26 protein-coding genes are annotated in these 25,343 nt (G+C 59.9%); 8 read left to right on the top strand and 18 right to left on the bottom strand.

Annotated features, from left to right (window positions below):
* Positions 1–226 precede the first annotated feature (226 nt).
* Positions 227–1,159 carry a LysR family transcriptional regulator gene (locus tag ACP7B1_RS10170; RefSeq protein ID WP_346307814.1) on the top strand — a complete coding sequence of 311 codons (933 nt, stop codon included), beginning with the start codon at positions 227–229 and terminating at the stop codon, positions 1,157–1,159.
* Between the two features lie 50 nt (positions 1,160–1,209).
* On the opposite strand, the gene ACP7B1_RS10165 is transcribed toward ACP7B1_RS10170, so the two are convergent.
* The gene (locus tag ACP7B1_RS10165; RefSeq protein WP_346307813.1) at positions 1,210–3,087 is read right to left on the bottom strand and encodes a TRAP transporter large permease subunit; all 1,878 of its coding nucleotides are present in this window, start codon (positions 3,085–3,087) and stop codon (positions 1,210–1,212) included.
* An 8-nt stretch (positions 3,088–3,095) separates the two neighbouring features.
* A complete protein-coding gene (locus tag ACP7B1_RS10160) occupies positions 3,096–4,109 on the bottom strand; it encodes a TRAP transporter substrate-binding protein (protein ID WP_346307812.1) in 1,014 nt (337 codons plus the stop codon).
* A 329-nt stretch (positions 4,110–4,438) separates the two neighbouring features.
* On the opposite strand from ACP7B1_RS10160, the gene ACP7B1_RS10155 reads away from it, so the two are divergent.
* Positions 4,439–5,113 (top strand): GntR family transcriptional regulator, encoded by a 675-nt coding sequence (locus tag ACP7B1_RS10155; RefSeq protein ID WP_223613010.1) that lies wholly within the window; start codon positions 4,439–4,441, stop codon positions 5,111–5,113.
* 3 nt (positions 5,114–5,116) lie between these two features.
* Here the strand turns inward: ACP7B1_RS10155 and ACP7B1_RS10150 are convergent, their stop codons facing one another.
* The 3 genes from ACP7B1_RS10150 to ACP7B1_RS10140 are packed head-to-tail and all read right to left on the bottom strand — an operon-like array spanning position 5,117 to position 6,977.
* Complete coding sequence (locus ACP7B1_RS10150) at positions 5,117–6,409, bottom strand: MFS transporter (protein WP_346307811.1); 1,293 nt, start codon at positions 6,407–6,409, stop codon at positions 5,117–5,119.
* A 41-nt stretch (positions 6,410–6,450) separates the two neighbouring features.
* Positions 6,451–6,576 carry a hypothetical protein gene (locus ACP7B1_RS10145; protein ID WP_346307810.1) on the bottom strand — a complete coding sequence of 42 codons (126 nt, stop codon included), beginning with the start codon at positions 6,574–6,576 and terminating at the stop codon, positions 6,451–6,453.
* Positions 6,573–6,977: a VOC family protein gene (locus ACP7B1_RS10140; RefSeq protein WP_346307809.1), complete on the bottom strand. Its 405-nt coding sequence runs from the start codon at positions 6,975–6,977 to the stop codon at positions 6,573–6,575. The genes ACP7B1_RS10145 and ACP7B1_RS10140 overlap by 4 nt, the downstream gene beginning before the upstream one ends.
* A gap of 149 nt (positions 6,978–7,126) precedes the next feature.
* Between ACP7B1_RS10140 and ACP7B1_RS10135 the strand changes: the two genes are divergently transcribed.
* The gene (locus ACP7B1_RS10135) at positions 7,127–7,798 is read left to right on the top strand and encodes an HAD family hydrolase (protein WP_346307808.1); all 672 of its coding nucleotides are present in this window, start codon (positions 7,127–7,129) and stop codon (positions 7,796–7,798) included.
* A gap of 169 nt (positions 7,799–7,967) precedes the next feature.
* Here ACP7B1_RS10135 and ACP7B1_RS10130 read toward each other — a convergent pair whose 3' ends face one another.
* Both ACP7B1_RS10130 and ACP7B1_RS10125 read right to left on the bottom strand, forming a co-directional pair.
* Positions 7,968–9,509: a malonyl-CoA synthase gene (locus ACP7B1_RS10130; RefSeq protein WP_346307807.1), complete on the bottom strand. Its 1,542-nt coding sequence runs from the start codon at positions 9,507–9,509 to the stop codon at positions 7,968–7,970.
* A 162-nt stretch (positions 9,510–9,671) separates the two neighbouring features.
* Positions 9,672–9,980 carry a PsiF family protein gene (locus ACP7B1_RS10125; protein ID WP_288193145.1) on the bottom strand — a complete coding sequence of 103 codons (309 nt, stop codon included), beginning with the start codon at positions 9,978–9,980 and terminating at the stop codon, positions 9,672–9,674.
* Between the two features lie 437 nt (positions 9,981–10,417).
* Between ACP7B1_RS10125 and cml the strand changes: the two genes are divergently transcribed.
* Positions 10,418–11,623: a CmlA/FloR family chloramphenicol efflux MFS transporter gene (gene cml / locus ACP7B1_RS10120; protein WP_346307806.1), complete on the top strand. Its 1,206-nt coding sequence runs from the start codon at positions 10,418–10,420 to the stop codon at positions 11,621–11,623.
* Positions 11,624–11,686: 63 nt separating this feature from the next.
* Here cml and ACP7B1_RS10115 read toward each other — a convergent pair whose 3' ends face one another.
* Positions 11,687–12,208, bottom strand: coding sequence for a hypothetical protein (locus ACP7B1_RS10115; RefSeq protein ID WP_346307805.1), 522 nt, complete (start codon positions 12,206–12,208; stop codon positions 11,687–11,689).
* Positions 12,205–12,420 carry a hypothetical protein gene (locus ACP7B1_RS10110; protein ID WP_346307804.1) on the bottom strand — a complete coding sequence of 72 codons (216 nt, stop codon included), beginning with the start codon at positions 12,418–12,420 and terminating at the stop codon, positions 12,205–12,207. Before ACP7B1_RS10110 ends, ACP7B1_RS10115 begins: the two co-directional genes overlap by 4 nt.
* A gap of 91 nt (positions 12,421–12,511) precedes the next feature.
* Between ACP7B1_RS10110 and ACP7B1_RS10105 the strand changes: the two genes are divergently transcribed.
* The 3 genes from ACP7B1_RS10105 (at position 12,512) to ACP7B1_RS10095 (ending at position 15,195) form a co-directional block, all read left to right on the top strand.
* A complete protein-coding gene (locus tag ACP7B1_RS10105) occupies positions 12,512–13,357 on the top strand; it encodes a MetQ/NlpA family lipoprotein (protein WP_346307803.1) in 846 nt (281 codons plus the stop codon).
* 118 nt (positions 13,358–13,475) lie between these two features.
* Positions 13,476–14,558: a methionine ABC transporter ATP-binding protein gene (locus tag ACP7B1_RS10100; RefSeq protein WP_346307802.1), complete on the top strand. Its 1,083-nt coding sequence runs from the start codon at positions 13,476–13,478 to the stop codon at positions 14,556–14,558.
* Positions 14,539–15,195: a methionine ABC transporter permease gene (locus ACP7B1_RS10095; protein ID WP_346307801.1), complete on the top strand. Its 657-nt coding sequence runs from the start codon at positions 14,539–14,541 to the stop codon at positions 15,193–15,195. The genes ACP7B1_RS10100 and ACP7B1_RS10095 overlap by 20 nt, the downstream gene beginning before the upstream one ends.
* Here ACP7B1_RS10095 and ACP7B1_RS10090 read toward each other — a convergent pair.
* The 6 genes from ACP7B1_RS10090 to trhA form a co-directional block, all read right to left on the bottom strand.
* Positions 15,192–16,514: an LLM class flavin-dependent oxidoreductase gene (locus ACP7B1_RS10090; RefSeq protein WP_346307800.1), complete on the bottom strand. Its 1,323-nt coding sequence runs from the start codon at positions 16,512–16,514 to the stop codon at positions 15,192–15,194. The genes ACP7B1_RS10095 and ACP7B1_RS10090 overlap by 4 nt on opposite strands.
* A gap of 65 nt (positions 16,515–16,579) precedes the next feature.
* On the bottom strand, positions 16,580–17,332 hold the full coding sequence (locus tag ACP7B1_RS10085; RefSeq protein WP_223613021.1) for an ABC transporter permease: 753 nt from the start codon (positions 17,330–17,332) through the stop codon (positions 16,580–16,582).
* A complete protein-coding gene (locus ACP7B1_RS10080; protein ID WP_346307799.1) occupies positions 17,329–18,270 on the bottom strand; it encodes an ABC transporter ATP-binding protein in 942 nt (313 codons plus the stop codon). The genes ACP7B1_RS10085 and ACP7B1_RS10080 overlap by 4 nt, the downstream gene beginning before the upstream one ends.
* Complete coding sequence (locus tag ACP7B1_RS10075; protein WP_346307798.1) at positions 18,267–19,424, bottom strand: ABC transporter permease; 1,158 nt, start codon at positions 19,422–19,424, stop codon at positions 18,267–18,269. Before ACP7B1_RS10075 ends, ACP7B1_RS10080 begins: the two co-directional genes overlap by 4 nt.
* Positions 19,425–19,495: 71 nt before the next feature.
* Positions 19,496–20,407, bottom strand: coding sequence for a glycine betaine ABC transporter substrate-binding protein OsmF (osmF, locus tag ACP7B1_RS10070; protein ID WP_288193157.1), 912 nt, complete (start codon positions 20,405–20,407; stop codon positions 19,496–19,498).
* A gap of 210 nt (positions 20,408–20,617) precedes the next feature.
* Positions 20,618–21,268, bottom strand: coding sequence for a PAQR family membrane homeostasis protein TrhA (gene trhA, locus ACP7B1_RS10065; protein WP_346307828.1), 651 nt, complete (start codon positions 21,266–21,268; stop codon positions 20,618–20,620).
* 453 nt (positions 21,269–21,721) lie between these two features.
* On the opposite strand from trhA, the gene ACP7B1_RS10060 reads away from it, so the two are divergent.
* Complete coding sequence (locus tag ACP7B1_RS10060) at positions 21,722–22,417, top strand: antifreeze protein (RefSeq protein WP_346307797.1); 696 nt, start codon at positions 21,722–21,724, stop codon at positions 22,415–22,417.
* Between the two features lie 55 nt (positions 22,418–22,472).
* On the opposite strand, the gene ACP7B1_RS10055 is transcribed toward ACP7B1_RS10060, so the two are convergent.
* From ACP7B1_RS10055 to ACP7B1_RS10045, 3 genes are all read right to left on the bottom strand, one after another.
* Positions 22,473–22,778, bottom strand: a complete 306-nt coding sequence (locus tag ACP7B1_RS10055) for a hypothetical protein (protein ID WP_346307796.1) — start codon at positions 22,776–22,778, stop codon at positions 22,473–22,475.
* 474 nt (positions 22,779–23,252) lie between these two features.
* Entirely contained in the window at positions 23,253–23,996 is a 744-nt protein-coding gene (locus ACP7B1_RS10050; RefSeq protein WP_346305041.1) for a GGDEF domain-containing protein, read from the bottom strand.
* A gap of 111 nt (positions 23,997–24,107) precedes the next feature.
* Entirely contained in the window at positions 24,108–25,343 is a 1,236-nt protein-coding gene (locus ACP7B1_RS10045; RefSeq protein ID WP_223613028.1) for a sensor histidine kinase, read from the bottom strand.

Genomic DNA, 25,343 nt, shown 5'->3' with positions numbered 1-25,343 from the left:
CAGTTGAGTTGCATTCGCCAGGGTATGAGCCTGTGCCGCCGGGTGTTCATCGGTGGCTTGGCGATGTGGGGTGCAATCCGCGATTCCTGGGAGACTGTTAGGGATGGCGCCGCCTCATTTTGCATTTTACCGGGTTATAATACAAAAAATTGACTTGCCCGGAAACAAGGGGAGCTGATAGATAGGCCATCGAAACATGTAAAATGAAAACTTCTGGACGCGCATCATGAGCAAGATTCATATCAACCTGACCATGCTGAAGGCTTTGATTGCTATCGTGGAAGAAGGCGGGTTTTCCCGCGGCGCCGACCGGATCGGCGTAAGCCAGTCTGCCGTCAGCCACGCCATCCGCGGCCTGGAACTCGCGATAGGCGCACCGCTGATCGAGCGGCAGCGGGGCAATATGGAGCTGACGGCGATGGGCCAGAAAGTTGCCGAAGAAGCACGCGGCGTGCTGCAGGCCATTGAGCGGCTGCGGAAACTCGGCCAGAACCGGAATGTCTGCGGCACGGTGCGCGTCGGCGTTGTCGCCAGCATCGCGTCGCGGATTACGCCGGCGGCTTTGCGCGACCTGCGCCGCAATTTTCCCGATATCCGGCTCGATATCTGGGATGGAACTGACCAGGAAGTGCATGAATGGGTCAGAAATGGCCTGATCGACATCGGCATAGCCGGTATATGCGATGGTCTGAATGCCGAGCACTTCATGGAGGACAAACTGCTTCTCCTCGTTCCGCACGATCATGTCCTGGCCGGGCACGAGACCGTATTCCTGGCCGAATTGCAGGATGCCCGCTTTGTCGTATCGGCAACGGGGTGCGGACCGCAGATCGACGCGATGCTTGAGGAGGCCGGTGTTGCAATCGATGTTGTCGTGCGCGTGAGGGAAAAGGAAACGCTGTTTTCGATGGTCCGGTCCCATGTCGGCTTGGCCATGGTGCCTGAACTGGCGCTGCCGGCTATTGTCGATGGCTGTGTCGTGCGTCCGCTTGATCCGCCATTTTCCCGGAAACTGTTTCTGATGCACGGCGATGCCAGCCTGAACTCGTCTGCCCGGGCGGTGGCTGATGCGTTCAGGCGTGCTTCATGTAGCTTTGCTTTTTGTTTACCTGACGAAGCAATTCAGGACGATACCAGAATCGAGGAAAAGACGGCCTGACGCGGGGCTCGATCCCTCCCGCAAGGGATCGAGATTGCTGTGGTTCCCCGCTAGTGCACAAAGCCCATATGGCGCGGCAGCGACAATGTGATGTCCGGGATGAACGCGATCAGCAAGAGGCATATGAACAGGATCGCCAGATATTTGGCGATTGGCTTGACCGTCGCTTCCAGGGATACGCCGCCCACGGCACAACTCGTGTAGAGCCCGAGCCCCAATGGCGGTGCGAACAGGCCGAGCCCCATCGCGACGATGAGCACAATGCCGTAGTGCAGGGGATGGATGCCAAAGCTCTGCGCCACCGGAATGAGCAGCGGGCCGAAGATGATCAGGGCCGGTGCGCCTTCCAGTGCCGCCCCCATGACGATGAGGATCAGGATGGAGGCGACGATGAATGCCCAGGAGCCAGCACCGTGGCTGAGGTTGATCATGGCTTCCGCCAGCATGTGCGGCACCTGGTCGATGGTCAGCGAGAAGGCAACGGTCTGGGACGCCGCCACCACGAACAGGATCATACCGGCAAGCGTCGCGGAGCGGATGAACAGGTGTACTGTGCTGCGCCATGTCAGCTCCCGGAACACGAGGCGCCCGACCAGGAGCGCATAGGCCACGGCGAAGGCACCGATTTCAGTCGCCGTTGCAAAGCCGGAGCGGTAGCCGCCAAAAATGATGACGATGACACCAAGGCTGACTGCACCGCTCCATAGGAGATTGTTGAGACTACGGCCCGATGTTTCCACCGGGGCGGGCGGCGCTTTCTTGGAGAAGATGATGACGCCAAGGATGAGGGCTCCAGCCATCAGGATTGCCGGATAAATGCCTGCCGCAAACAGGCCGCCGATGGACAGGTTCGCCACATAGCCGAGAATGATGAGGTTGATGCAGGGCGGGATGGTTTCCGCCATGACGGCACTGGCCGCCAGAAGGGCCACGCCTTCGGAGGGATCATGGCCCGACCTCCGCATGGCCGGGATCATGACCGTACCGACGGCGGTCACATCCGCCAGCTTCGAGCCGGAAATGCCTGAAAACAGCACCATGCTGAGAATGGTGACGATGTTGAGCCCGCCCTTGCGCTCGCCGACACCCCGGCGCAGCAACTCAATCAGCCGCACCGACATGCCGTTCACTTCCATGGCAAGGCCAGTCAGGACAAAGAACGGTACGGCAAGCAGCACGAAATTGTCGATACCGCTGGATGCCTGCTGGGCAAACACCGCGAATGGAATGAAGCCATCGCCGAGAATGTAGAGCAAGGCGCCGACGCACAGTGAAAAGGCAATGGGAATGCCGCTGGACAGGCAAATGGCAAACCCGCCGAGCATGAGAACCAGCGGGCTGGGCGCATGATCAGGCAGAAGTGTTGACCAGAGTGTCACCACACCTGCCAGAACAAGAAGCCCGGCCAGGCCCATTGCGATATCCGCCCTGGGATAGGCCAGCAGCCGTGCCGCGGTGAAAATGGCCATGCAGAAGCCGCCGACAATAAGCGGATACATGAAGAGGTTTTGCGGCAGGCCGGTGGAGGTGACCTGCGTGGAGGCAGACTCGCAATATTCAATGGCGAAAACCGCCACGGCGAGTGTCACACCGAGTTCGATCCACAAACCGGCCGCTTCCACGCGGGATGCATGCTGCGGCGCCAGCTTGTCCCGCAGGATACGGATACCGACATGATTGCCCTTGGCGACCGCTGCAGCACCACCCAGGAAGGCGACGGTGATAAGCAGCATGCGTGCGACTTCATCGGCCCACAGAATGGTGTCGTTGAAGACAAAGCGCCAGAGGACGGCGATGATGACCAGCGCGAGATCGGCGGCCAGGGCGATGGCAGCAAGAATTTCGACGATGCGCAGGAGAGCGCCGACAAACGGCGCCCCCCTGACAGCTGGTGCATGGGCGGTGGGCAAGGCGGCCTCGACTGACATGGGCGACCTCAGGCCTTGGTGATGGATTCAAGCACGGGCTTGGTGCTCGGGTAGGCCTTGGCGAACTCGTCCCAGAGCGGCATGACAAGCTGCTTGAAGGCGGCACGGTCGACCTCGTGCGTCGTCACGCCATTGCCGCGCAGTTTTGCCAGCGCGCTGGCTTCGATCTCGTTTGCCTTGCTGCGCTGGAAGGCGGAGGCTTCCGCCGCGGCCTCGCGGAAGGCGGGCAGGTGTTCCGCCGGTATTTTGGACAGTGCGCGCCTGCCGATGACGATGGTCTGCGGATTGCAGATATGCTGGGTGAGGGAAATGTGCTTGGCCACCTCGTAGCACTTCAGCGCCAGGACAGTCGGTGCATCATGTTCCAGCCCGTCAATGACGCCCGTTTGCAGGGCGGTGTAGACTTCGCCCAGCGACATCGGCGTGGGCGAAGCCCCCATCGCCTTCAGCGTCGCGACGAAATTGGCAACCGGCAGAACGCGAATCTTCTGTCCCTTCAGCAGTTCGGGCGTGTTGGCGGGCTGGCGCGCCGTCACATTGCGTCCGCCAAGACTATAGGCCCAGCTGACCACCTCGACGCCAATCTTGTCGGCAAAAATGCCGTTCAGCACCTTGCCCGCGCTGCCATCGAGCACCGGTCCGGCCGCATCCATCGAATTGAAGAGATAGCCGAGATCGAGAACACCGATTTCCGGCGCAAGCGTGCCCCAGATGGAGGAGCCGGAAATCATCATGTCGACAATGCCGAGCTTCACCTGGCCGACAATGTCGGCTTCCTTGCCAAGCTGATTGTCGGGGAAATATTTGATCTCGACGGCATCGCCGGCCTTGTTCTTCAGGCTGCTCTGGAAGCGGTCATACCACAACCAGTGCGCCGAGTTCGGATCGGCGGGCAGGGACGACGACATGCGCAGGGTCACCGGGGCGGCTTCGGCGCGTGTCGCGCGGCCAAGAATGGCAAATGTTCCGGCACCGGCAAGGCCAAAGCCAAATGCACGGCGTGTCAGGCGAAAATCCTTCATAGTCTCTCCTCCACATCGGCCACTCCCCGTGGCCTTGATTGTTCCCGACGCCAGACATGATCGGCGTCACCCCATGCTGCCGTTCTTCCTCAGGACGGCTTCGGACACGATGGCGGACTCCTCAATCCGCCCGCCGTGTTGCTGGCTCTATGCACGCTTTGCTTGGTTCAGGCGGATTCCTGTGCGAAACAGCATGGGTGCCATGTTTATCCGGCACCGGATTCAGATTCACAAACAGGCCGTCGCTTGACCGCGGCTGGCACGGCATATACTAGTATGGTAGTATGATATGGTAATCGATGCAATGCAAGCGGATTGGAGGAGCAGGTTTGACGATTGATCTCAGCCGTGGTGGCTCAACGGCGCACCGGCTCGAAAAGGAGCTGCTCAGGGCCATTGTTTCGCTGGAATTATATCCGGGCGTGCGCTTGTCGGAGCAGGAGATTGCCGAGCGCTACGGCGTGTCGCGCCAGCCCGTGCGCGAAGCCCTGATCGCACTCAGCAAACAGCAGTTTGTCGAAGTGCTGCCGCAGCGGGGCACGATGGTGGTCAAGATTTCCATTGCCAAGATGCGCGAGGCACGGTTTCTGCGCGAGGTCATCGAAAGTGCCGTTGTGCGCCGTGCCTGTGAAGCATTTGATCCGGCAAGCCGGGAAAAGATCGATGAGGCGCTTGAAGCGCAGGCGCGTGCCGCCGCGCGAACCGACCACAGCGCTTTCCAGAGATTCGACGAGCAGTTCCACATTGCGCTTGCGGAAGGCGCGGGCTGCCCCATGGCGTGGTCGGTCGTCGGCAACCTCAAGGCCCATATGGATCGGGCCTGCCAGCTTACCCTGCTGAATGCGGCAGCCATGCAGCTTCTCATCCAGCAGCATCAGGCAATTGTCACCGCCATCGATGCAGCCGATCCCGAAGCGGCGGAAGCGGCGATGCGCCACCACCTCACCGAAATATTGCGGGCTCTGCCGGAGGTCGAGAAAAACCATCCGGATCTGTTCGAATAAGGGTCAGCTTATCGCATCATGCCGGCTCGACTTCAGCTCCCGGCCGAGAAACAGGACCATGACTGCTGCTGCCGCAAGGCAGCAGGCAAGCACGCCCATACCGATCTGGAAACTGCCGGTACTCTGTTTGATCCAGCCGACGAGATAGGGACCGACGAAACCGCCGAGATTGCCGACAGAATTGATCAGCGCGATGCCGCCGGCCGCCGCCGTTCCCTGCAGGAAGACCGGTGGCATAGCCCAGAAGGGTCCGAGGCTCGCATAGATGCCGATGGAAGCGATGCCGAGACAGAGCAGGGCCACCAGATTGGACTGGAGATAGACGCTGCCGATGAAGCCGATGGCGCTGACCGCCGCGGCAATGGCGACATGCCAGACCCGCTCGCCGGTTTTGTCGCTGTGCCTGCCCCAGAGCAGCATGGCGATGGCGCTGACGAGATAGGGGAGCGCGGTGATGAAGCCGACCTGCGTGTTGGAAAAACCCATCGCCTTGATCATTTGCGGCAGCCACAGGCCGATGCCGTAGAGCCCGATCACGATGCCGAAATAGACAAGGCCGAGGAGCAGCACCCGCCTGTCGACCAGGGCGGGCCAGAGCCTGTGCTGGGCGCGGCCGGAATGGGCGAGGTGATCCTTGTCCAGTCTCTCCTGGACGATGCGGCGTTCGGTCAGTGTCAGCCAGGGTGCCTGCGCGGGGCCATTGGGCAGCAGGCGCAGCACCGCAAGGCCGAGCAGGCAGGACGGGATGCCCTCGATGATGAACAGCCACTGCCAGCCTTTCAGCCCCCAGGCATGCTCGATCCCGATGATCAGGCTGGAAAGCGGTGCGCCGACGGCGCTTGCCAGCGGCACCGCTGCCATGAACAGGCCGATGAATTTCGCCCGCTGCGCCGCCGGAAACCAGTATGTGAGGTAAAGGATCATGCCGGGAAGAAACCCCGCCTCGGCAAGGCCGAGCAGAAAGCGCAGGATGAAGAAACTCCATGGCCCCTGTACAAAGGCCATCGCGGCGGAGACAAGTCCCCAGGTGATCATGATCCGGGCGATCCACAGCCGCGCCCCGACCTTTTCGAGAATGACGTTGCTGGGCACTTCAAACAGGAAATAGCCGAGAAAGAAGATGCCCGCACCCCATCCATAGACATAGGGTGTCAGGCCGACATCGTCGTTCATGGTGAGGGCCGCAAAGCTGATATTCACCCGGTCGAGAAATGCGACGAGATAGAGCACCATCATGAAAGGAATGATGCGCAGGCTTATTTTACGGTACGGATCGACCGTTTCGTTCAGTGACATGCGTGCCTCCCAACCCACTGTCATGATCTGCCGCTTCTTTGTCAGGCCAGATCGATCGTCTTGTTCTTCAATTCCTGCAGAATCATCTCATTGATATCAGAAAAGATCCCGATCCGGCCATTGTTAGGATCACCGATCCAGAACTGCGTCAGACGCGTGATGCTCATGCGGGCAGCGCTGGCGTGTCGTGGTTGCAAACACAGATCTTGTTGCCGTCCGGATCGCGGAAATAGGCGCCGTAATAATGCGCGTGGTAATGCGGCCGAAGGTCGGGCGGGCCCTCGCAACGGCCGCCGCTGGCCAGAGCCAGGGCATGGATGCTGTCGACACTTGCCCGGTCCGGCGCAAGAAATGCAATCATCTGACCGTTGCCGGATCGGGCGGGTTCCCCGTCAAAAGGTGTTCCGATGAGAAAGAGCGGGCGCCCGCCATTCCGCGGCTGCCAGCCTGCCCACGGTTTCTGCGGATCGGAAAAACGCAGCTGATTGCCCAATATCTCCATGATCGGGGTGTAGAAGGCGACCGCGCGCGCGAAATCATTGGTGCCGACGTAAACATGCGAAAACATGGATGTCCCCCTTGGTCGCCCTGCGCTCCGGCCGTGAAATCGCACAGCGCTGCCGGATTCGGATTTGCGCCGGAAATTAGCACGGCGGGCGTTGCGGGCAAGCGCTGCAATTGTGTATCGGTGGTTTTGCCCATGAAAGGAAATTCAAATTGTCTCCAACCACTTCCGCCGTTTTCAGCAAGCCGTTTGCGGCACTGCTTTTCGACATGGATGGCACGATCCTCAATTCGCTGGCTTCCGCCGAGCGCATATGGGGCAACTGGGCACGCCGCCGGGGCCTTGATGTGGAAACGTTCCTGCCAACCATGCACGGCGTTCGCGGTGTCGACACGATCCGCCGGCTGGCTTTGCCGGGGGTGGACCCGGAAGCGGAGGCAGCGGAGATCGAGCGGGAGGAAATCGACGATGTTGAAGGTATCGTCGCGATTGCCGGAGCGGTGGCTTTTCTGAACTCTCTGCCGCCGCAGAGCTGGGCGATCGTGACATCGGCTCCCCTTGCACTGGCGCTGCGGCGGCTGGAAGCTGCGGGTATTCCTGTTCCCCAAACGATGGTGACGGCCGAGGATGTCTCGGTCGGCAAGCCGAATCCCGAATGCTATCTGCTCGGTGCCGAAAAACTCGGGGTGGATATTGCGGATTGTCTGGTTTTTGAAGACGCGCCAGCCGGTATTCAAGCGGGTGAGGCGGCAGGTGCCGAGGTCATCGTGGTGACGGCGACGCAGGTGCACGCGATTGCGACCGCTCACCCGACAATCGCCAGCTACGACACCATCGCCGCCAGTGTCGGCACTGACGGGAAAATCTCCATCGTCAGCCGGTAGGGCGAACGGGACCGGGCGTTCAGGCGTTCGCCCGACTAGTGGAACGAATTTGACATTCGCATCCCATTTCACATGACGCGCAGCATGCGAATGTCGAATTCAAAGTTCCACTAGAATCTTATCGCTGCTAGTGGTCCTTTGATTCTGACATTCGCCTGAACGGCCTGTATCAACGGGATGCAAATGTCAGAATCGGACCACTTGCATAGAGATTGCCGTACTGTTCGCGCAGCACATTCTTCTGCACCTTGCCCATGGTGTTGCGCGGCAGGTCATCGACGAAAATGATCCGTTTGGGCTGCTTGTAGCGCGCAAGGCGATCCTGCAGCGCGTCGAGAATGGCTTTCTCATCGATATCGGCGCCGGGGTGCCTGACCACGACGGCGGTCACGCCCTCGCCGAAATCCGGATGGGCAACGCCGATCACCGCGCTTTCCACGACGCCCGGCAGTTGGTCGATTTCGGTTTCCACTTCCTTGGGATAGATGTTGTAGCCGCCCGATATCACCAGATCCTTGCCGCGGCCGACAATGTGCACATAGCCACCCGCATCGATCTTGCCGAGATCGCCGGTGATGAAGAAGCCGTCATCGCGGAACTCCGCCTTGGTCTTCTCCGGCATGCGCCAGTACCCCTTGAACACATTCGGCCCCTTGACCTCGATCATACCGGTTGCATCGGCCGGGAGCATCGCGCCGGTTTCTGGATCGGTGATACGCACGGCAATGCCTGGAAGCGGGAAGCCGACCGTTCCGGCAATCCGCTCGCCGTCATAGGGATTGGAGGTGTTCATATTGGTTTCCGTCATGCCGTAGCGTTCCAGAATGGCATGGCCGGTGCGCTGCTGGAATGCGCGGTGCGTATCGGCAAGCAGAGGCGCCGAGCCGGAGATGAACAGCCGCATTCCCTGGACGGCATTGCGGGTCAATCCCTCATTCTGCAAAAGCCTGACATAAAAGGTGGGAACGCCCATCATGGTGGTGGCGCGCGGCATCAGCGACAGGATTTCCGCCGGGTCGAACTTCGGCAAGAGGAACATTGATGCGCCGGACATCAGGATGACGTTGGTGGCGACGAAAAGCCCGTGGGTGTGAAAGATCGGCAGAGCATGGATCAGGCGATCCTTGGCTGTGAACTGCCAGTAGGCCCGCAACGTCAGGGCATTCGACAGGAAATTGTCATGGGTCAGCATCGCGCCTTTGGAACGGCCTGTCGTGCCCGATGTGTAGAGGATGGCGGCGAGATCGTCCGGTGCTCTTGGACTGTCGGGAAAATCCGCCGGTTGACCGCTTGCGATATGCATGAGCGAGCCGCCGCCGTGGTCATCGAGCGTCTCAACCGATGCTCCATATTTCGATGCCACGGCCTTGATGCCATCGGCTGCCTGCGGAGTTGCCACGACGAGACGCGGTTCGGCATCACCGATGAAGTAGTCAAGTTCAGCGAGGGTGTAGGCGGTGTTCAACGGCAGATAGACCGCACCGCAGCGGATGCAGGCGAGATAGAGCATCAAGGCTTCGGCGCTTTTTTCCACCTGAACGGCCACACGGTCGCCGGGCACAACGCCCAGGTCGCCAAGGGTGCTCGCGATCTGGCCGGAGCAGCGCAGCATGTCGCCATAGGTCCATGTGCGGCCGTCGCCTGTTTCAATGAACACCGTGTTGCCGGCTGGAATGGCATGCCGGATGGCGTCAAACAGGTGGTTGCTCATGAATTCAGTTCCTCGTCGTCTGCTCTGTTTTTGCCGCGGCACAAACGACTGTAGCAGAACGGAAACGATACCGCCCAAGCGATATCGGGCTGAAAGCCTGACAGGCGGGTATAAATTGGCGGGAGGCGGATTTGCCGCTCCCGCCAGCAGACAGATCGGGCGTTAGCTCTTGCCGCCGTTCTTCTTGCATTCGGCGCGGAACTTGTGGCGTTCCTTGCCATGCAGGCCCTTGGCATCAGCCTGAGCCGAGCAAGCCTTGGAGATGGCTGTCTTGGCCGGGGTGGTGGTTGCTGTGGCAGCCGGGGCAGTAGCGGGCTTCTTGGCCATGGAATTGGCCGCCGGCTTCATCGTGGTTGCCGGTGCGGTTGTGGTCGCTGGCGCTGTCGTTGCGGGGGCTGCAGTCTGTGCCATTGCGCTTGTGCCGACAAAGGCAAGGATCGCGGTGGCGGTAAGGGTGGCAACTAGTCTCATGGTCGTTTCCTTTGAGTTACAAACCCGTTTTGTAGCGCGTCATGACGCGAAGTTTTCTCGCGCTACGGTTGCACCTGAGCACTGCTTGCATTTCGCCAAGCCCTTGCAAATCAATGAGATGCGCGGCGCTATACGTCATGCCAACATTGCTCGAGTCACAGAATATTGATCGACCGTGTTTTCTTTGTGTGCATCCACATTAATTTTTTTCCATGAAACGGCCATGTTTGCAGCTGCTTGACGCTCGCACATCACGGCTCTATATCGGCGCTTCAACCGAGAGCTGCACCTACGATGAAAGCCACCACGCTCGCAACCCGCTAGGCCGTAACAACCGTTTTCAACCGTTGTTGCGGCATTCAAAGTTCTCACCATGCTTCTTGCGTTGGGATCAATGATCGCCGCCGAACCTTCCTGTTCGCGTGGGATTTTTTGTTATGCTTTACCCCAAAAATTGGACTTATTCGCTGCCGGCGGCCTTGCTGTTGATGGCTCCCTTTGACCTGCTCGCTTCGCTGGGCATGGATATCTATCTGCCCGTCGTCGTCCGCATGCCCTCGGTTCTCCAAACCACACCGGCAACAATCCAGCTGACACTCAGCCTGTACATGATCGTTCTTGGCTGCGGGCAATTGCTGTTCGGCCCGCTGGCCGACCGAATCGGGCGCAGGCCCGTCCTGCTCGGCGGGGCATTCCTGTTCGCGCTTGCCTCCGCCGGATTGGCCATGACCAGTTCGGCCGGCGTTTTCATAGCGCTGCGGGTTCTCCAGTCGGCGGGCGGGGCGGCGGCCCTGGTGGCAACCTTTGCCACTGTCCGCGACGTCTATGCAGCGCGGCCGGAAGGCGCCATCATCTATGGTCTGTTCGGCTCCATGCTGGCCTTCGCCCCGGCTTTCGCACCCATGATCGGCGCGCTGGTTGACCATATGTTCGGCTGGCGGGCCATTTTCTGGTTGCTTGCCGGCCTTGCTGCTTTGTCCGGGCTGCATGCGTTTCTGCGTTGGCCCGAAACATGTCCGGTACAGACACATCCGGCGACACTCCAAGGCAGTTTTGGCAGGGTGTTCTCCAGCGTCACGTTCTGGACCTACACAATGGGTTTCAGCACTGCCATGGGGACATTCTTCACCTATTTCTCGACGGCGCCGCGCATTCTCATGCAGGCGCTTGGCTTGTCCTCGACCATGTTCAGCCTCGTCTTTGCAACCGTTGCCCTTGTCATGATCGTGTGCAGCCGCTTCGGTGGTGTATTCGTCAGGCGCTGGGGCCAACAGGGATGTCTGGTCAGGGGCATGGCATTGTTCCTGGCCGGCGCGGTGTTGCTGATTGCGGGGCAGATAATCCTGCCAATCTCCATTGCAACGTTCATGGTGCCGATGTGGATCATGGCGTGCGCCATATCATTGACATCTGCCGTTGCGGCAAACGGGGCTTTGCGCGACTTTGGCGATATCGCGGGAACGGCGACAGCCATCTACTATTTCATCCAAAGTGTGATTGTCGGGGCTGCTGGAACGCTGGCTGTGGTCCTGCTTCCCGAGGCGAGCTTTTGGCCTGTTGCGGTGTTTGCAGCCGTTGCGGCCGTTGCCACGCTTGGCCTGGCAGGCCTGTGCGGACCTGATGAAAAGCATGTAACCCTTTAATCACACTGCATCATTTGCGATCCCGACCAGATGACGGCCGGGGTCGCGGATATGGCAATCGGCTCATGCCCTGTAGGAATGCAGTTCCGGATCGAGCTCCACCTCCACCACATTGGTGAAGACCGCCGTGGCGATCATGATGCCGGCAAAGGCGACAAGGTTGACCAGCGTCGGCTCGTCATAACGCGCGGCCAATTTGTTCCACAGCCTCTGGGGTACCGCATTGGCATCGGCAACAATGGCCTTGCCGAAGTCCATCAGCACCGTTTCATCCGCATCCGGGATGATGGTCTCGGGCTGCAGGCCAGAATCGATCAGCGCGCGGCGGAAAAAGGTAACGGGCACATCCGCATGGCTTGCCTGCGCGATGGCGAGCGACAGAAGCCAGATGGCGCGATCCGGCAGGGCCGGGCGCAGCAGATCGCGCAAGGTGAACCATTCGGCATAGATGCGGTGGGCGACGGGTGAATGCAGCATGATGCGCTTCATATTGGTCATGCGGCCGCGCAACTGCAGCTCCCGGTCATGCTCCGCGCGAACATCCGGTGCTGCGTCTTCATAAACAATCGGGGAAATGCGGCTCATGGGAAATATCCCTTTGTGACAGGTTTGCGGGGGTAGCGGGCAGGATGCTCAAAGGCATATATTTTCTGGCGGCGGCGCGCCATGCAAAACCCGCTGGCAGATTCATTTCGCGGCAAAACCCGGCTGTATTCCACATTGTGGAAAATTCTAGCTCCGGTTGCGGCAATTGTTGAAAGGTTTTTCGCCTGCTGCTCTGCACAAAAGATAGCCATCCCTCGCTCAATCCGTGTGCATTCGCGAATATCCGGGACGAAACAAGACGTTTCTCTTTTCGCTATTCACACTGCCTACGGGGGCCAGAACATGACAAAAACCATAGAAAATCTCGGAAAAAACGGGAAAATCACGCGGCGCGTGGGCCTGTTTGCGCTGGCGGCTTCGGCCATCGCCATTGCCAGCTTCACCGCGCCACAGCCATCCCAGGCGGCTGACAAGGCCATCAAGGTCGGCATCATCAGCGGTGAGGACGAAGATGTCTGGAAAGTCGTGACGGCGGAAGCGGCCAAGAACGGCCTGAAAATCCAGACGGTCGTTTTCAATGACTATACCCAGCCGAACGAAGCGCTGGAACGTGGCGATCTCGACGCCAATGCATTCCAGCACAAGCCCTATCTCGACAACCAGATCAAGACGCAGGGCTACCACATTGTTCCGGTCGGCTACACCGGCGTCTGGCCCATCGGCCTTTATTCCAAAAAGTTCAGCAAGATTGCCGAACTGCCGCAGGGCGCCGTGATCGGTGTGCCGAATGATCCGTCGAACGAGGGCCGTGCGCTGCGCGTGCTGGAAGACCAGGGCGTCATCAAGCTCAAGCCCGGCACGGGCATTCTCGCCACCATTGCCGACATTGCCGAGAATCCGAAGAAGGTGAAGATCAAGGAACTCGACGCCGGTATCGTCGGCCGTTCGGTCGAAGATCTCGACGCAGCCGTGGTCAATACGGATTGGGCGCTGAAGAGCGGCCTGACACCGGCAAACCGTATCGCCCAGGAAAAGATCGCCGACAATCCTTACCGCAACTTCATTGCCGTGAAGGCCGGGCAGGAGAAGGAGCCATGGGTGAAGACCCTCGTGTCCTCCTATCAGAACGACAAGGTCAAGACGGAATTCGACAAGGTGTACAAGGGAACAGGTATCAGCGCTTACTGATAACCGGTTGATCTTACAAGCAATCACGACAAAGCGGCTCGCAGCATCGATATATGCCGCGGGCCGCTTTCCCGGTTGAGGCGGGTGCCGTTGCGGCATCCCTCCAAGAGGAAAACATATGAACTCGCATGTCTCCGTTCCCGGCCAGACGGGTGCAATCATGGCCGATACGCCGCTTGCCGACGCTGTCGTGCGGCTTGAGAATGTCAAGCGGCATTTTGGGGAAACGCCGGCTTTGGATGGTGTGTCCCTGACGGTCCGCAAGGGTGAAATCCTCGGCATCATCGGCCGCAGCGGCGCGGGAAAGTCGACGCTGATCCGCTGTCTGAACGGGCTGGAACGGCCGGAATCCGGCGCCATTTTCGTCGAAGGCAGGCAGATCACCGGGCTCAGCGAGCGGGAATTGCAGCCTTTCCGTCGCCGTATCGGCATGATCTTCCAGCACTTCAACCTGCTGTCGGCCAAGACGGTGGAAGAAAATGTGGCGCTGCCGCTGAAGATCGAGGGCCGTCCGAGGGCTGAACGGCTCAACCGCGCGCGCGAACTGCTCGATCTTGTCGGCCTTTCCGACAAGGCAAGGGCCTATCCGTCCTCCCTGTCCGGCGGGCAAAAGCAGCGCGTCGGCATTGCGCGGGCGCTGGCGGCGCGCCCGGCGCTGCTGCTTTCGGACGAAGCGACATCGGCGCTTGATCCTGAGACAACCCGTTCGATTCTTGCGCTGCTGAAGGATATCAACCGCAAGCTTGGCCTCACCATTCTGCTGATTACGCATGAGATGGAGGTGGTCCGCTCCATCGGGGACCGCGTGGCGGTTATCGACGCCGGAAAGATCGTCGAGGAGGGGCCTGTCTGGTCGGTGTTCGCCGATCCGCAGACGGATATTACCAGAAGCCTGCTGGCGGGTATTCGCCCGCAGCTTCCGGCGCATATCGCCGATGCCCTATCGCCGGAACCCGGCGGCGAAGCCGTGCTGGGTGTCGATCTCGCCGGTGCGGCGGCGCAGGGCACATTGCTTGCCGAGCTGCCACGGCCGTTCCGCCTGCTGCATGGCGGTGTCGATCATGTGCAGGACCAAGCGGTCGCCCGGCTTTATCTTGCGGTTCCGGCAGTGCCTGCCGGTGCTGTCCAGATATTCATTCAATTTCTCGAGGCCCGTTCGGCCCGTGTGGAGGTGCTCGGCTATGTCACCGGTCATGCTTGATCTTCTCGTTCAATCCATCTGGGAAACGCTTGTCATGACCGGCGCCTCCGGTCTGATCTCGCTGGCTGCCGGTTTGCCGCTGGGCCTCGCTCTGGTGGCAACGGACCGTGGCGGTATTGCGCCCAATCCCTGGGTCAACAGTGTGCTTGGTGCTGTCATCAATGCCTTTCGGTCCGTGCCCTTCATCATCCTGCTGGTGGCGCTGATCCCGATAACGCGGTTCATTGTCGGAACGTCCATCGGCACGTGGGCGGCCATCGTGCCGCTGTCCATCGGCGCGACGCCCTATTATGCCCGGATTGCCGAGGTGTCGCTGCGCGAAGTCGATCGCGGGCTGATCGAGGCCGCACGCGCCATGGGCGGCAACCGCTGGACGATCATCCGCGAAGTGCTGGTGCCCGAAGCGTTGCCGGGCATCGTTGCCGGTTTCACGGTAACGCTCGTCACCCTGATCGGCGCATCGGCCATGGCCGGTGCCATCGGTGCCGGTGGTCTGGGTGATCTGGCCATCCGCTACGGTTACCAGCGCTTTGAAACCTCGATCATGATTGCCGTGGTGATCGTGCTGATTGTCCTTGTCTGCGGCATCCAGTGGGTGGGCGACAGGCTGGTCAAGCGGCTCGATCACCGCATTTAAAAGAAACGATTGGCGGGGCGCTGCAGGCCCAGATTGTCGCGCAGCGTCCTGCCTTCATACTCGGTGCGAAAAATGCCGCGCCGCTGCAGTTCCGGCACGACCTTTTCGACAAAATCATCAAGGCCTTCCGGCAGATAGGGGAACATGACGTTGAACCCGTCGGAGCCTTCCTCCTCAAGCCATTGCTGCATCTCGTCGGCGATGGTTTCCGGCGTCCCGACGAAGGCGAGACCGGCATAGCCGCCGAGGCGCTGCGCCAGCTGGCGCACCGTCAGGTTCTCCCGCCGCGCCAGATTGACCGTACGTTCAAGACTGCTCTTGCTGGCATTGGTGTCGGTGATCTCGGGCAAAGGCCCATCGGGATCGAAACCGGAGGCATCATGACCAAGCGCAATCGACAGGGAGCCGACGGCGTTGGCATAATGCACAAGGCTGTCGAGATGCGCGCGCTTTGCCTTGGCTTCCTCAACCGTATCGCCCACCACGACAAACGCAGCGGGGAGAATTTTCAAATGATCGCGCGGGCGCCCGATTTTATCCATGCGGGCCCTGATATCCGCATAGAGGCTTTGACCGTCGACAAGACGGCCTGGCGCGGCAAAGACCAGTTCGGCGGTTTCGGCCGCAAGCTGGCGACCCGGCTCCGATGAGCCCGCCTGCACGATGACCGGCCAGCCCTGCACAGGACGGGCGATGTTGAGCGGGCCGCGCACCGACAGGAATTCGCCCTTGTGGTCGAGCACATGCATGCGCTCCGGGTCGAAATAGATGCCGCTCTCCGCATCGCGGATAAAGGCGTCGTCGGCAAAACTGTCCCACAGCCCCGTAACCACATCGAAGAATTCCCGGGCGCGGCGGTAGCGCTCATCATGCTCCATGTGGTCCTCCAGCCCGAAGTTGAGCGCGGCGTCCGGGTTGGAGGTGGTGACGATGTTCCAGCCCGCACGTCCGCCGCTGATATGGTCGAGCGAGGCGAAGCGGCGGGCGATGTGATAGGGCTCGTCAAAGGTCGTCGAAGCGGTGGCGATCAGCCCGATATGCTCCGTCGCGCCGGCCAGGGCGGAAAGAAAGGTGAACGGTTCGAAGGATGTCACCGTGTGGCTGCGCTTCAGCGCTTCCACCGGCATGTTCAAGACGGCCAGATGGTCGGCCATGAAGAAGGCGTCGAACTTGCCGCGCTCCAGCGTCTGGGCGAAGCGCTTGAGATGCCCGAAATTGAAGTTTGCATCCGCATAGGCGCCGGGATAACGCCATGCGCCGGTATGGATGCTGACGGGCCGCATGAAGGCGCCAAGATGCAGCTTGCGTGTCGTGCTCATCGCATGTCCTTTTACAATGGGGGCTGTATGGGAAACAGTCTGTGGCTCATTTGCATATGGGGTGGTCAGCTTTGCTGGAGAAGGCCCATGCGCCGCGAAATGAAACGTTCCATCGCCGACAATCCGTCATAGATCATGACGGCGAGAACACCGACGATCAGGCCGCCCTGCAGGACAAAGGAGAGGTTGTTCGATTGCAGCCCGGCAATGATCACTTCGCCCAGCGTTTTGGCGGCAACCGTTGAGCCGATGGTGGCCGTCGCCAGATTGATCGTCACGGAGAGGCGTATGCCGGCAAGAATGATCGGCATCGCCAACGGCAGCTCGACTTTGACAAGCCGCTGCCAGCCGGTCATGCCGACGCCGCGCGCCGCATCGGTGACGGTCGGTGGCAGGGTGGTCAGGCCGGTCAGCGAATTTTCGAAGATCGGCAGCAATCCGTAGAGAAACAGCGCGATCAGCGTGGGCTTTTCACCAAAGCCGACGGCGGGGACGGCAAGCGCGAGCACCGCCACGGGCGGAAATGTCTGGCCGATGTTCACCAGACTGCGGGACAGCGGCAGAAACTCCGCGCCGAAGGGGCGCGTGACCAGAATGGCCAGCGCGACGGCCACAATGGTCGCGCCCGCCGTTGCAATGGCAACGGTGCGCAGGTGGAGCAGCGTCAGGGTCAGCAGGCTGCCCTGATTGTAGATCACCGGAGCGTTGTTCTGCGTCAGCGGGCGAAAGATGGGTTCAAACCAATCGGGCCGCAGGAGAAACACGATCAGCAGCGCCAGAATGCCGATGCGCAGAATGGTGGGCAGGCGCAGTTTCATGCCGCGGGCCTCGATGCCCGCTTGACCAGGCCATCGACGGTGACCCGGCCGATGGCTTTTCCGGCCTCGTTGACGACAGGCAAAGCGGGGCGGCCCGACCACAGGAGCTCGGCCAGGGCATCGCGCTGGGTGGCAGAGGCCGGAATGGCTTCGCCCTCAGCTGTGCCGGGTTCCACCGCATCACCTGTGGGACTGAGGGACAGGAAGCGGAACGGCCGGTCACCGGTGCCGACCAGCGTCGCGACGAAATCCGTCGCCGGATTGGCGAGAATTTCTGCCGGCGTCGCATATTGCAGCAGGTTGCCGCCATCCATCACCGCGATCTTGTGGCCGAGATGGATCGCTTCCTCCATGTCATGCGTGACGAGAATGATCGTGGTGCCGAACCGTTTCTGGATGGCAAGCAGGTCCTCCTGCGCCTTCGAGCGTATGACGGGATCGAGCGCGCCGAAGGGTTCGTCCATCAGCAGCACATTGGGTTCGGCTGCCAGCGCCCGGGCAACGCCGATGCGCTGCTGCTGGCCGCCGGAGAGTTCATGCGGATAGCGCGGGCCGAATGTTTCCGGGTCGAGCTGGAACAGGGCAAGCAGTTCGCTGACGCGGGCATCGGTTTTTGCCTTGTCCCAGCCGAGAAGCTCGGGAACCACAGCGATATTCTGGGCGACAGTGCGGTGCGGGAAGAGGCCATGACCCTGAATGGCGTAACCGATGCGGCGGCGCAGTTCGTATCCGGGCAGGGTACGGTTGTCCTCGCCATCGAGCTTGATCACGCCCGCTGTCGGTTCGACCAGCCGGTTGATCATGCGCATCAGCGTGGTCTTGCCAGAGCCCGACGTGCCGACGATGACGGTGATCGTTCGCGGCTCGACGACCAGCGAGACGTCGTTGACGACCGTTGCAGCACCATAGCGCTTGGTGATGTTCTCGATTTCAATCATGCGGATGCCCTCGAGTGAAAGGGGGAGCTGAGTTCGACTGCCGCGTCGAGAATGATCGCCGCGGCAAAGGCGAGAAGCACGGTGGGAACGGCCCCGAGCAGAACCAGGTCCATGGCGGTCTGGCCGATGCCCTGAAACACGAAGACACCGAAACCGCCGCCGCCAATCAGCGCGGCGATGGTGGCAAGACCGATGTTCTGCACAAGGACGATGCGCACGCCGGTCAGGATCACGGGAAAGGCCAGGGGAAATTCCACCCGGAACAGGCGCTGCCATTCTGTCATGCCGACACCGCGCGCGGCATCATTGGCCTGTGGCGGTACGCCGGCAAGCCCGACCACCGTATTGGCCACCACTGGCAGCAGGGAATAGAGAAACAGCGCGACGAAGGCGGGTGCCATGCCGATGCCCTTGATACCGATTTCCGCAGCACCCGGCACGTGTGCAGCGATCCAGCCGAGCGGGGCGATCAAAATGCCGAACAGAGCGATGGAAGGGATGGTCTGGACGATATTGAGTACGTTCAAAACGACAGCGCGCAGCTTCTGCACCCGGTGACACAGGACGCCAAGCGGTATGCCGACGATCACCGCAGCGGCGAGCGAGCCGAGTGCCAGCGTCACGTGCTTGCTGGCCTCCGCCCAGAAACTGTCGGCGCGGGCGCTGTATTCCTTGAGAATCGACAACTTGTCCCAACTGCCGGTGAACAGGACAAAACCGAGGAAGGCCCCGGCCAGGACCAGGACGAGGATGCGGAACGGCGGTGTCGGGCGCAGACGCGTCAGGGCATCCGCCGCAAGCAGGGCGAAGGCAAAGAGCAGCAGCCAGAAGCCCGATGCGGGAGACACGCGCGCATAGGTATTGCCCGGCGGTGTCAGATGGTCGGCCGCCGTGCCGATCAGCAGCAGCAGGGCGGCCAAGGCGGCAAAGCTGGCTGCCAGCCGCAGTGTCGAGGGCGTGCGGAACAGTCCAATGAGAACGGCTGCTGCAATGACCGCCAGAAGCGTGGGGCCCGCCCCGGAGGGCAAGGCCGCCAACAGCGTTTGCGGTTCACCGGCGACGATCCGGTTGGCACGGAACGTGGCGAAGGGCGCCGCCGCCACGGCATATCCGGCGATCAGGGCAATCGCGACACCGAGTTTGTCCAGACGCACGCCATGGCCTCCTTTTCGCCGGAACAGGGTGAGATTCCGATTGGCGCACCCAATTCCGGCAAAGAGCGGATTTACTTGAGGAAGCCGTTTTTCTTCAGAAAGTCTTCCGCAACGGCCTTTGCCGGTTCACCGCCAACCTGTACGCGGCCGTTGAGTTCCTGCAGCGTGACGAGATCGAGCTTTTCGAACACCGGCTTCAGCAGGGCTTCGATCTGCGGATGTTCCTTCAGAACCGCTTCGCGAATGATCGGCGCCGGCTGGTAGACCGGTTGAACACCCTTGTCATCCTGAAGAACCACCAGCCCGGACGGCGCAATGCCGCCATCGGTGCCGTAAACCATGGCTGCATTGGCACCGTTGGTCTTGTTGGCCGCAGCGGCAATGGTCGCGGCGGTATCGCCGCCGGAGAGGGTGATCAATTGTTCGGGCTTCAGCTTGAAGCCGTAGGTTGTCTGGAACGCCGGCAGGGCGGCAGCCGAATTGACGAATTCGGAGGAGGCGGCAAGCACCACTGTTCCGCCCTTGGTGACATATTTGCCGAAGTCGGAAAGGGTTGCCAGCTTTTCCGCGTCCGCCACTTCCTTGCGCAGGGCAATGGCCCAGGTATTGTTGGCGGGCGAGGGTGTCAGCCAGACGATCTTGTTGGCATCGTAGTCGAGTTTCTTGGCGGTCTGATAGGCCTTGGCCGCGTCTTTCCAGGCTGGATCATCGGCCTTCTCGAAGAAGAACGCGGCATTGCCGGTATATTCGGGATAGATGTCGATTTCCTTGGCCGTGATCGCCTTGCGCACGATCGGGGTGGCGCCCAGTTGGATGCGATCGGTGGTTGGAATCTTATTCGCGTTGAGAACGGCCAGGATAATGTTGCCGAGGACACCGCCTTCGGTATCGATCTTGGAAGAAACAACGACCTGCGCACTGGCAGATCCGAGAGAAAGCGCCAGAGCAAGCGCCACGCCGAGAAAGGTTTTGCTGGTAGACATTCTTTTCGTTCCCTTTGCATATCCCGAGTTGAGGCGACCTTTTAATCACGATTACAGTGATCGGTCCGGGCATTTATTTTCGCGAAAAGATCATGCAACGAAAAATTTGCAGCTTTTCGTTCGCCCGTGAGCTTGTCCTATTTCAGGCGATGTCTCAAGCCTGATATGTCAGCATTTATCACCAGAATGGCAGGAGTGTGCCGGGCGGACTCAGGCGACCGCCGTGCATATGGCGGCAAAGTGAATGCTTGCCGCCGTCAGAACGAAGCCGTGCCATATCGCATTGTGAAAGGGCAGCCGTTCCAACACATGAAAGATGACGCCGAAGGAGTAGACGAGGCCGCCGGCGAGGATCAGCCACAAGACCGTGGCGGACAGGGCAATCGTCAGTTCCTGATAGGCGGCAACGCCGCTCCATCCCAGGGCAAGATAGAGAACAATGGAAAGCCTGTCGAACCTGTTGGGCATCAACAGCTTCAACAGGACGCCGGCTATGGCAATCGACCAGACGATGGACAGGAGCCACCACGTGCCGCTCTTGGCCATGAGGGGGGTGTAGGTACCGGCGATCAGCAGATAGATGGCCGAATGGTCAAAACGCCGCAGAAACCCCTTGGTCGGGGAAATCGGCCATATGTTGTACATCGCCGACAGGGCCATGGAGAGAACGAGGGTCGCCAGATAGATTGCGGTTGCCGCATAGGCGCCGGCGGTTGCTTCCTCCGGAACAAAGGCAAGAAGCAGAATCGATCCGATGATTGCCAGCGTGACACCCGCGATGTGGACGACGCCATCGGCCCACAATTCTGCCACGCTATAGTTGCGGAAGGCGAATACCGGTAGCGGGCGGGGCGAGGAGATGGGCAATGCGGCGTCCTTGATAAAACAGTTTTTCCGGAGATTAGGCGTTTATCCCATATAACAACGAAAGACCGTGCTGCGTAAATGGCGCATAAGTGTGTCTTGGCGGCAAGGATCCATTCAGCAACTGCAGATTGATCTGCGCACCTGCAGACGGTTATTCGCAGGCGATTCTTTCGATCTGGTCCGATTGCTTTTTCTCCCGCCATTTTCTTGTTATTTGCCGGACATGTTTGATAAAGTAGTATTTTAACAAAACTCGTTCGTAATCATTTGAAATCTTGTAATAATTTGTCATGTTTGGTGAATATTTTCCCCGAACGATTCTGGTTGGTTACTTCTCAAATTTAAGCCATAATCATTTCATCACATGGGAAGACTATGGGTTCTGGGGAAACCTGTAGTTGGTGACAGTTTCTGAATCTGCACTGTTGAAATTGAGGGAGTTCAAAAATGACTATCACTCGGAATCTCATACTCGCCGGAATTATTGGCGCGGCATCATTTACGGTTGTGCCAGCCTATGCACTGACCGCGAAGGAATGCAGTGTCAAATATCAGGCGGCCAAAACAGCCGGTACGCTCGGCAACGTGAAGTGGAACGACTTCCGTAAGACCCAGTGCGCCGATGCTTCACCGGCCGCTGCAGCAGCGCCGGCGGCTCCTGCTGCCACGACCAAGCCCGCTGCCAAGGCGACAGCCGCAGCACCCAAGGCCGCCGCTCCAGCCGCTGCAGCCGCACCGGCTGCGACAGGCCTGAGCATGAAAGAGTGCAGTGCCAAGTATCAGGCTGCAAAAACCGCCGGTACACTCGGCAACGTGAAGTGGAATGACTTCCGTAAGACCCAGTGTGCCGCCGGTGCAACAGCTGCCGCTGCTCCTGCTGCTGCCGATGAGACGGCACCGACACCGCAGACGGCGACCTACAAGGATGAGCCGCCGGCAGCCACGACCGCTGCTCCAAAGGGCGTTGTTTTCCCGAGCGCCGTTTCCAGCAAATATTCCACCGAAAGCGCCGGCAAGGCCCGTATGCAGACGTGCCTTGAGCAGTATTACGCCAACAAGCAGAACAACACGCTTGGCGGCCTCAAGTGGATCCAGAAGGGCGGCGGCTATTACAGCCTCTGCAATTCCCGCCTGAAGGGCTGATCACGGCAAAGCAAAACAGAAAGCGGGATGAATGTCCCGCTTTTTCCTTTTGAGCCTATCGGCTGAAGTCTTTCGCTTTTTTCGTGCCTGCCGGATCGGGCAGGAGCAGTGCGGGACTTTCCTGCGCGCCCGGACTATGCCGGAGAATGTGGACGCGGTTATCCGCATCGCGGTGGATGGAATAGACCAACTCGCCGTCAAAACGTCTTTCCACCTTTCTGCTCTCGATGCGGAAACGCATGGTCAGCGCTACGAGCGCCAGCACGAAGGCCGGCGGGACGATCAGCCACAGAATTTTGAGCCAGTCGGATAGCGACTGGTACGTATCGAACAAATCCTGCCAGAAATTGTAGTTGTCCATGTGCACTCCCTTGTCTCGCGAGGAAAGCGGTCACCCGAGGTTTGGCCTCTGGTGACCGGGAGGTTCGTAAGCCGCCGCAAGACGACCGCCACGGCCTTTAAGCCGAAGCTCTGGACATACGCCGGGGCCCTCCCGGCCATAGGGCTGAGGAGGTGCCTTTGCGGTCGACACCGACCGCTTGCGGAGGGGTTACGAGCCCCAAGACCGATCCGTTTCGACCAGTCTCATCGCGGACCATAGTGGGAAAGTTCTGCGGGCGGAAGGGGTTAGGGCGCGGGTTTCTATATTGATGGCTGCAAAACCTCTGGCGCGTGGTTCGCCCTTCGACGAGCTCAGGAAGCTCACCATGAGGGAGAGTGAGAATTGCAGGTAGTTATACTCTGCAACCTTTACGATGAGCATTGCAGCCCACCCAACTCCCTCATGGTGAGCTTGTCGAACCACGAACCAAAACCTGCACCGGACGAAAATGCCCTAGCCGTAAACCACGCGGTTGCGGCCCTGATGCTTGGCTGAATAGAGATATTTGTCGGCCACAGCCAAGGTTTCCTCCAGCGATTGTCCGGGTTCATGCAGGGCAATGCCGATGCTGACGGTGATTGGCGTTCTGTCGAGCTCCAGTTCCCGGCCGATGGTGCGGGCTGCAATGAGGATTTTATGCGAGATCCAGTTGGCCCGGCCAAGATCCGCATCGGTCAGAAATACGGTAAACTCCTCGCCGCCGATCCGCGCCGCCAAATCCCGTGCGCCGATGTTCGCCTTGATCACCTGGCCGATCTCATGGATGACCTCGTCGCCGGTGGCATGGCCAAACCGGTCGTTGATTGCCTTGAAATGATCGGCGTCGATGTAGAGGAGGGCCCCGGCACTGTCCATGGGCCTCGATGCGAGAAACAAGCGCTGCGTCTGCAGATAGAATTCCGCCCGGTTGAGAAGCCCGGTCAGATCGTCACGGCGGGATTCCAGATCAAGCTGGGCGGCAAGCTGCTTCAGCTTGAAGTTCAGGCCGATGAGGAATGCACCCAGGGGGAGGCTGACCAGCACAACGATGACGGTGGTGACGCCGACAACGCGATAGGGCGTCTGCAGGCCAATCACGTAAAAGGCCAGAGCAGCCAGAATATCCGACGATATGGTGGCCATGCCAACCATGATCGCGACCTGTCTCAAGGGCGAGAGCGCGCCGAATTTGGTCATCCATAGAGCGTAGATATTCATCTCATTTGCCGGGTCGGTTGAAAGCAGCGGTATTCAAGCCCGAAACAAATGAAGAAAGCCATGCCCGCTTGTGTTTAATTCGAATTATTCTGTTCGGAAATGGCCGGCACCCTAACTGTCCAGGGCGTAGCTGATGCGCACGGTGGTTCCGACATCGGGCGTCGAGGTGATCTTGAACTTGCCGGCCATGGTTTTCACCAGTTCCATGCAGTTGGTCAGTCCGAGACCAAGATGAACGCCTGCCTTGGTTGAAAAGAACGGCTCCTTGGCCTTGGCAAGCGTCGACGGGCTCATGCCGATGCCGTTGTCGGCAACGACCAGTATCAGCCGCGGGCGCTGCAGAAAGCGCCGGTGGATACTGGCCTTGATGGCAATGACGGGGGTGGCGCGGGTGGCGACGGCATTGATCGCATTGCGGACAAGTTCATCGATGATCAGGTGGAACTGCGATGCCGGAATAAGCGAATTGCGCGCGGCCTGATCGATGTCCAGCTGCAGGTTGACCGCGCTCTTCGACACGATGTCCGCAAGCAATTCGCCCAATGGCACCTTGCGGAACTGCGTCTTGGAGTGCCCGATCATCATCAATCCCTCATTGATGCTTTCAAGCTCGGCAATGGTGTTGCGGGCCGCCGCGGTCATTTCAGAGGACGGAATGGCGTTGTTGCCGACATAGCCGAGAAAAAGACGCAGGGCTGCAATCCGCGTCCGGGTCATGTGGGCAAACAGGGTGGAGAAGGAGCGGATGTGCTGATCCTTGCGCCGGGCCAGAAGGCTGCGCTGATGCATGAGCAATCCCACCAGGATAAGTGCGCCGGCGGCGCCCAAGAGCTTGTTTCTGGCGACATCCGCGGCAATTGTCGCGGTTCCCTGAAGGGTGATGCTGTGAGCCAGTGTCGAACCGGCAGTGCGAAAAATGTCCGTTTCGATTGTCTGTATGGTTTTCAGCGCCTTGTCGAACTGGTTTCCCGCCTTGATCTGCGGAACCAGTACGGTGTCCACCGTCGAGATCGTCTTTTGCAGGGCCGCAATATCGGGTGCATCGAGGAACCGATCGGCATAGTCCAGCTGCTGCAGCGATTTGAGGTTGAAGTTCATGAGCGTGACCTCCGACAGCAGGCGCGGCTCGACTTCACCTGTCCGGGTTGCCAGCGTCAGGTAACCCTTGATGCTGGCAATCTTTTCGCGCGCCTGCGAAGCCCGGACCTGGACCTCGAAGCTCTGGCTCATGATTTCGTTTGACTGGATACGATACGTGTCCGCCCGGATGAATGACCAGCAACACACCAAAGCTGCGCTGATCAGAATGATGTAGAAGAGCGGATCGAGGTATTTATCCAGCTTCAT

The sequence above is a fragment of the Phyllobacterium sp. SL163 genome, from assembly GCF_049896885.1.
GTDB classification, from domain to species: Bacteria; Pseudomonadota; Alphaproteobacteria; order Rhizobiales; family Rhizobiaceae; genus Phyllobacterium; species Phyllobacterium calauticae.
This window is presented reverse-complemented; position numbering and strand designations above follow the sequence as displayed.

Coding starts and splice junctions, on each gene's coding strand:
- ACP7B1_RS10170 (WP_346307814.1), top strand. CDS start 227: ATGAGCAAGATTCATATCAACCTGACCATGCTGAAGGCTTTGATTGCT.
- ACP7B1_RS10165 (WP_346307813.1), bottom strand. CDS start 3,087: ATGTCAGTCGAGGCCGCCTTGCCCACCGCCCATGCACCAGCTGTCAGG.
- ACP7B1_RS10160 (WP_346307812.1), bottom strand. CDS start 4,109: ATGAAGGATTTTCGCCTGACACGCCGTGCATTTGGCTTTGGCCTTGCC.
- ACP7B1_RS10150 (WP_346307811.1), bottom strand. CDS start 6,409: ATGTCACTGAACGAAACGGTCGATCCGTACCGTAAAATAAGCCTGCGC.
- ACP7B1_RS10145 (WP_346307810.1), bottom strand. CDS start 6,576: ATGAGCATCACGCGTCTGACGCAGTTCTGGATCGGTGATCCTAACAAT.
- ACP7B1_RS10140 (WP_346307809.1), bottom strand. CDS start 6,977: ATGTTTTCGCATGTTTACGTCGGCACCAATGATTTCGCGCGCGCGGTC.
- ACP7B1_RS10130 (WP_346307807.1), bottom strand. CDS start 9,509: ATGAGCAACCACCTGTTTGACGCCATCCGGCATGCCATTCCAGCCGGC.
- ACP7B1_RS10125 (WP_288193145.1), bottom strand. CDS start 9,980: ATGAGACTAGTTGCCACCCTTACCGCCACCGCGATCCTTGCCTTTGTC.
- cml (WP_346307806.1), top strand. CDS start 10,418: ATGCTTTACCCCAAAAATTGGACTTATTCGCTGCCGGCGGCCTTGCTG.
- ACP7B1_RS10115 (WP_346307805.1), bottom strand. CDS start 12,208: ATGAGCCGCATTTCCCCGATTGTTTATGAAGACGCAGCACCGGATGTT.
- ACP7B1_RS10110 (WP_346307804.1), bottom strand. CDS start 12,420: ATGGCTATCTTTTGTGCAGAGCAGCAGGCGAAAAACCTTTCAACAATT.
- ACP7B1_RS10105 (WP_346307803.1), top strand. CDS start 12,512: ATGACAAAAACCATAGAAAATCTCGGAAAAAACGGGAAAATCACGCGG.
- ACP7B1_RS10100 (WP_346307802.1), top strand. CDS start 13,476: ATGAACTCGCATGTCTCCGTTCCCGGCCAGACGGGTGCAATCATGGCC.
- ACP7B1_RS10095 (WP_346307801.1), top strand. CDS start 14,539: ATGTCACCGGTCATGCTTGATCTTCTCGTTCAATCCATCTGGGAAACG.
- ACP7B1_RS10090 (WP_346307800.1), bottom strand. CDS start 16,514: ATGAGCACGACACGCAAGCTGCATCTTGGCGCCTTCATGCGGCCCGTC.
- ACP7B1_RS10085 (WP_223613021.1), bottom strand. CDS start 17,332: ATGAAACTGCGCCTGCCCACCATTCTGCGCATCGGCATTCTGGCGCTG.
- ACP7B1_RS10080 (WP_346307799.1), bottom strand. CDS start 18,270: ATGATTGAAATCGAGAACATCACCAAGCGCTATGGTGCTGCAACGGTC.
- osmF (WP_288193157.1), bottom strand. CDS start 20,407: ATGTCTACCAGCAAAACCTTTCTCGGCGTGGCGCTTGCTCTGGCGCTT.
- ACP7B1_RS10060 (WP_346307797.1), top strand. CDS start 21,722: ATGACTATCACTCGGAATCTCATACTCGCCGGAATTATTGGCGCGGCA.
- ACP7B1_RS10055 (WP_346307796.1), bottom strand. CDS start 22,778: ATGGACAACTACAATTTCTGGCAGGATTTGTTCGATACGTACCAGTCG.
- ACP7B1_RS10050 (WP_346305041.1), bottom strand. CDS start 23,996: ATGAATATCTACGCTCTATGGATGACCAAATTCGGCGCGCTCTCGCCC.
- ACP7B1_RS10045 (WP_223613028.1), bottom strand. CDS start 25,343: ATGAAGCTGGATAAATACCTCGATCCGCTCTTCTACATCATTCTGATC.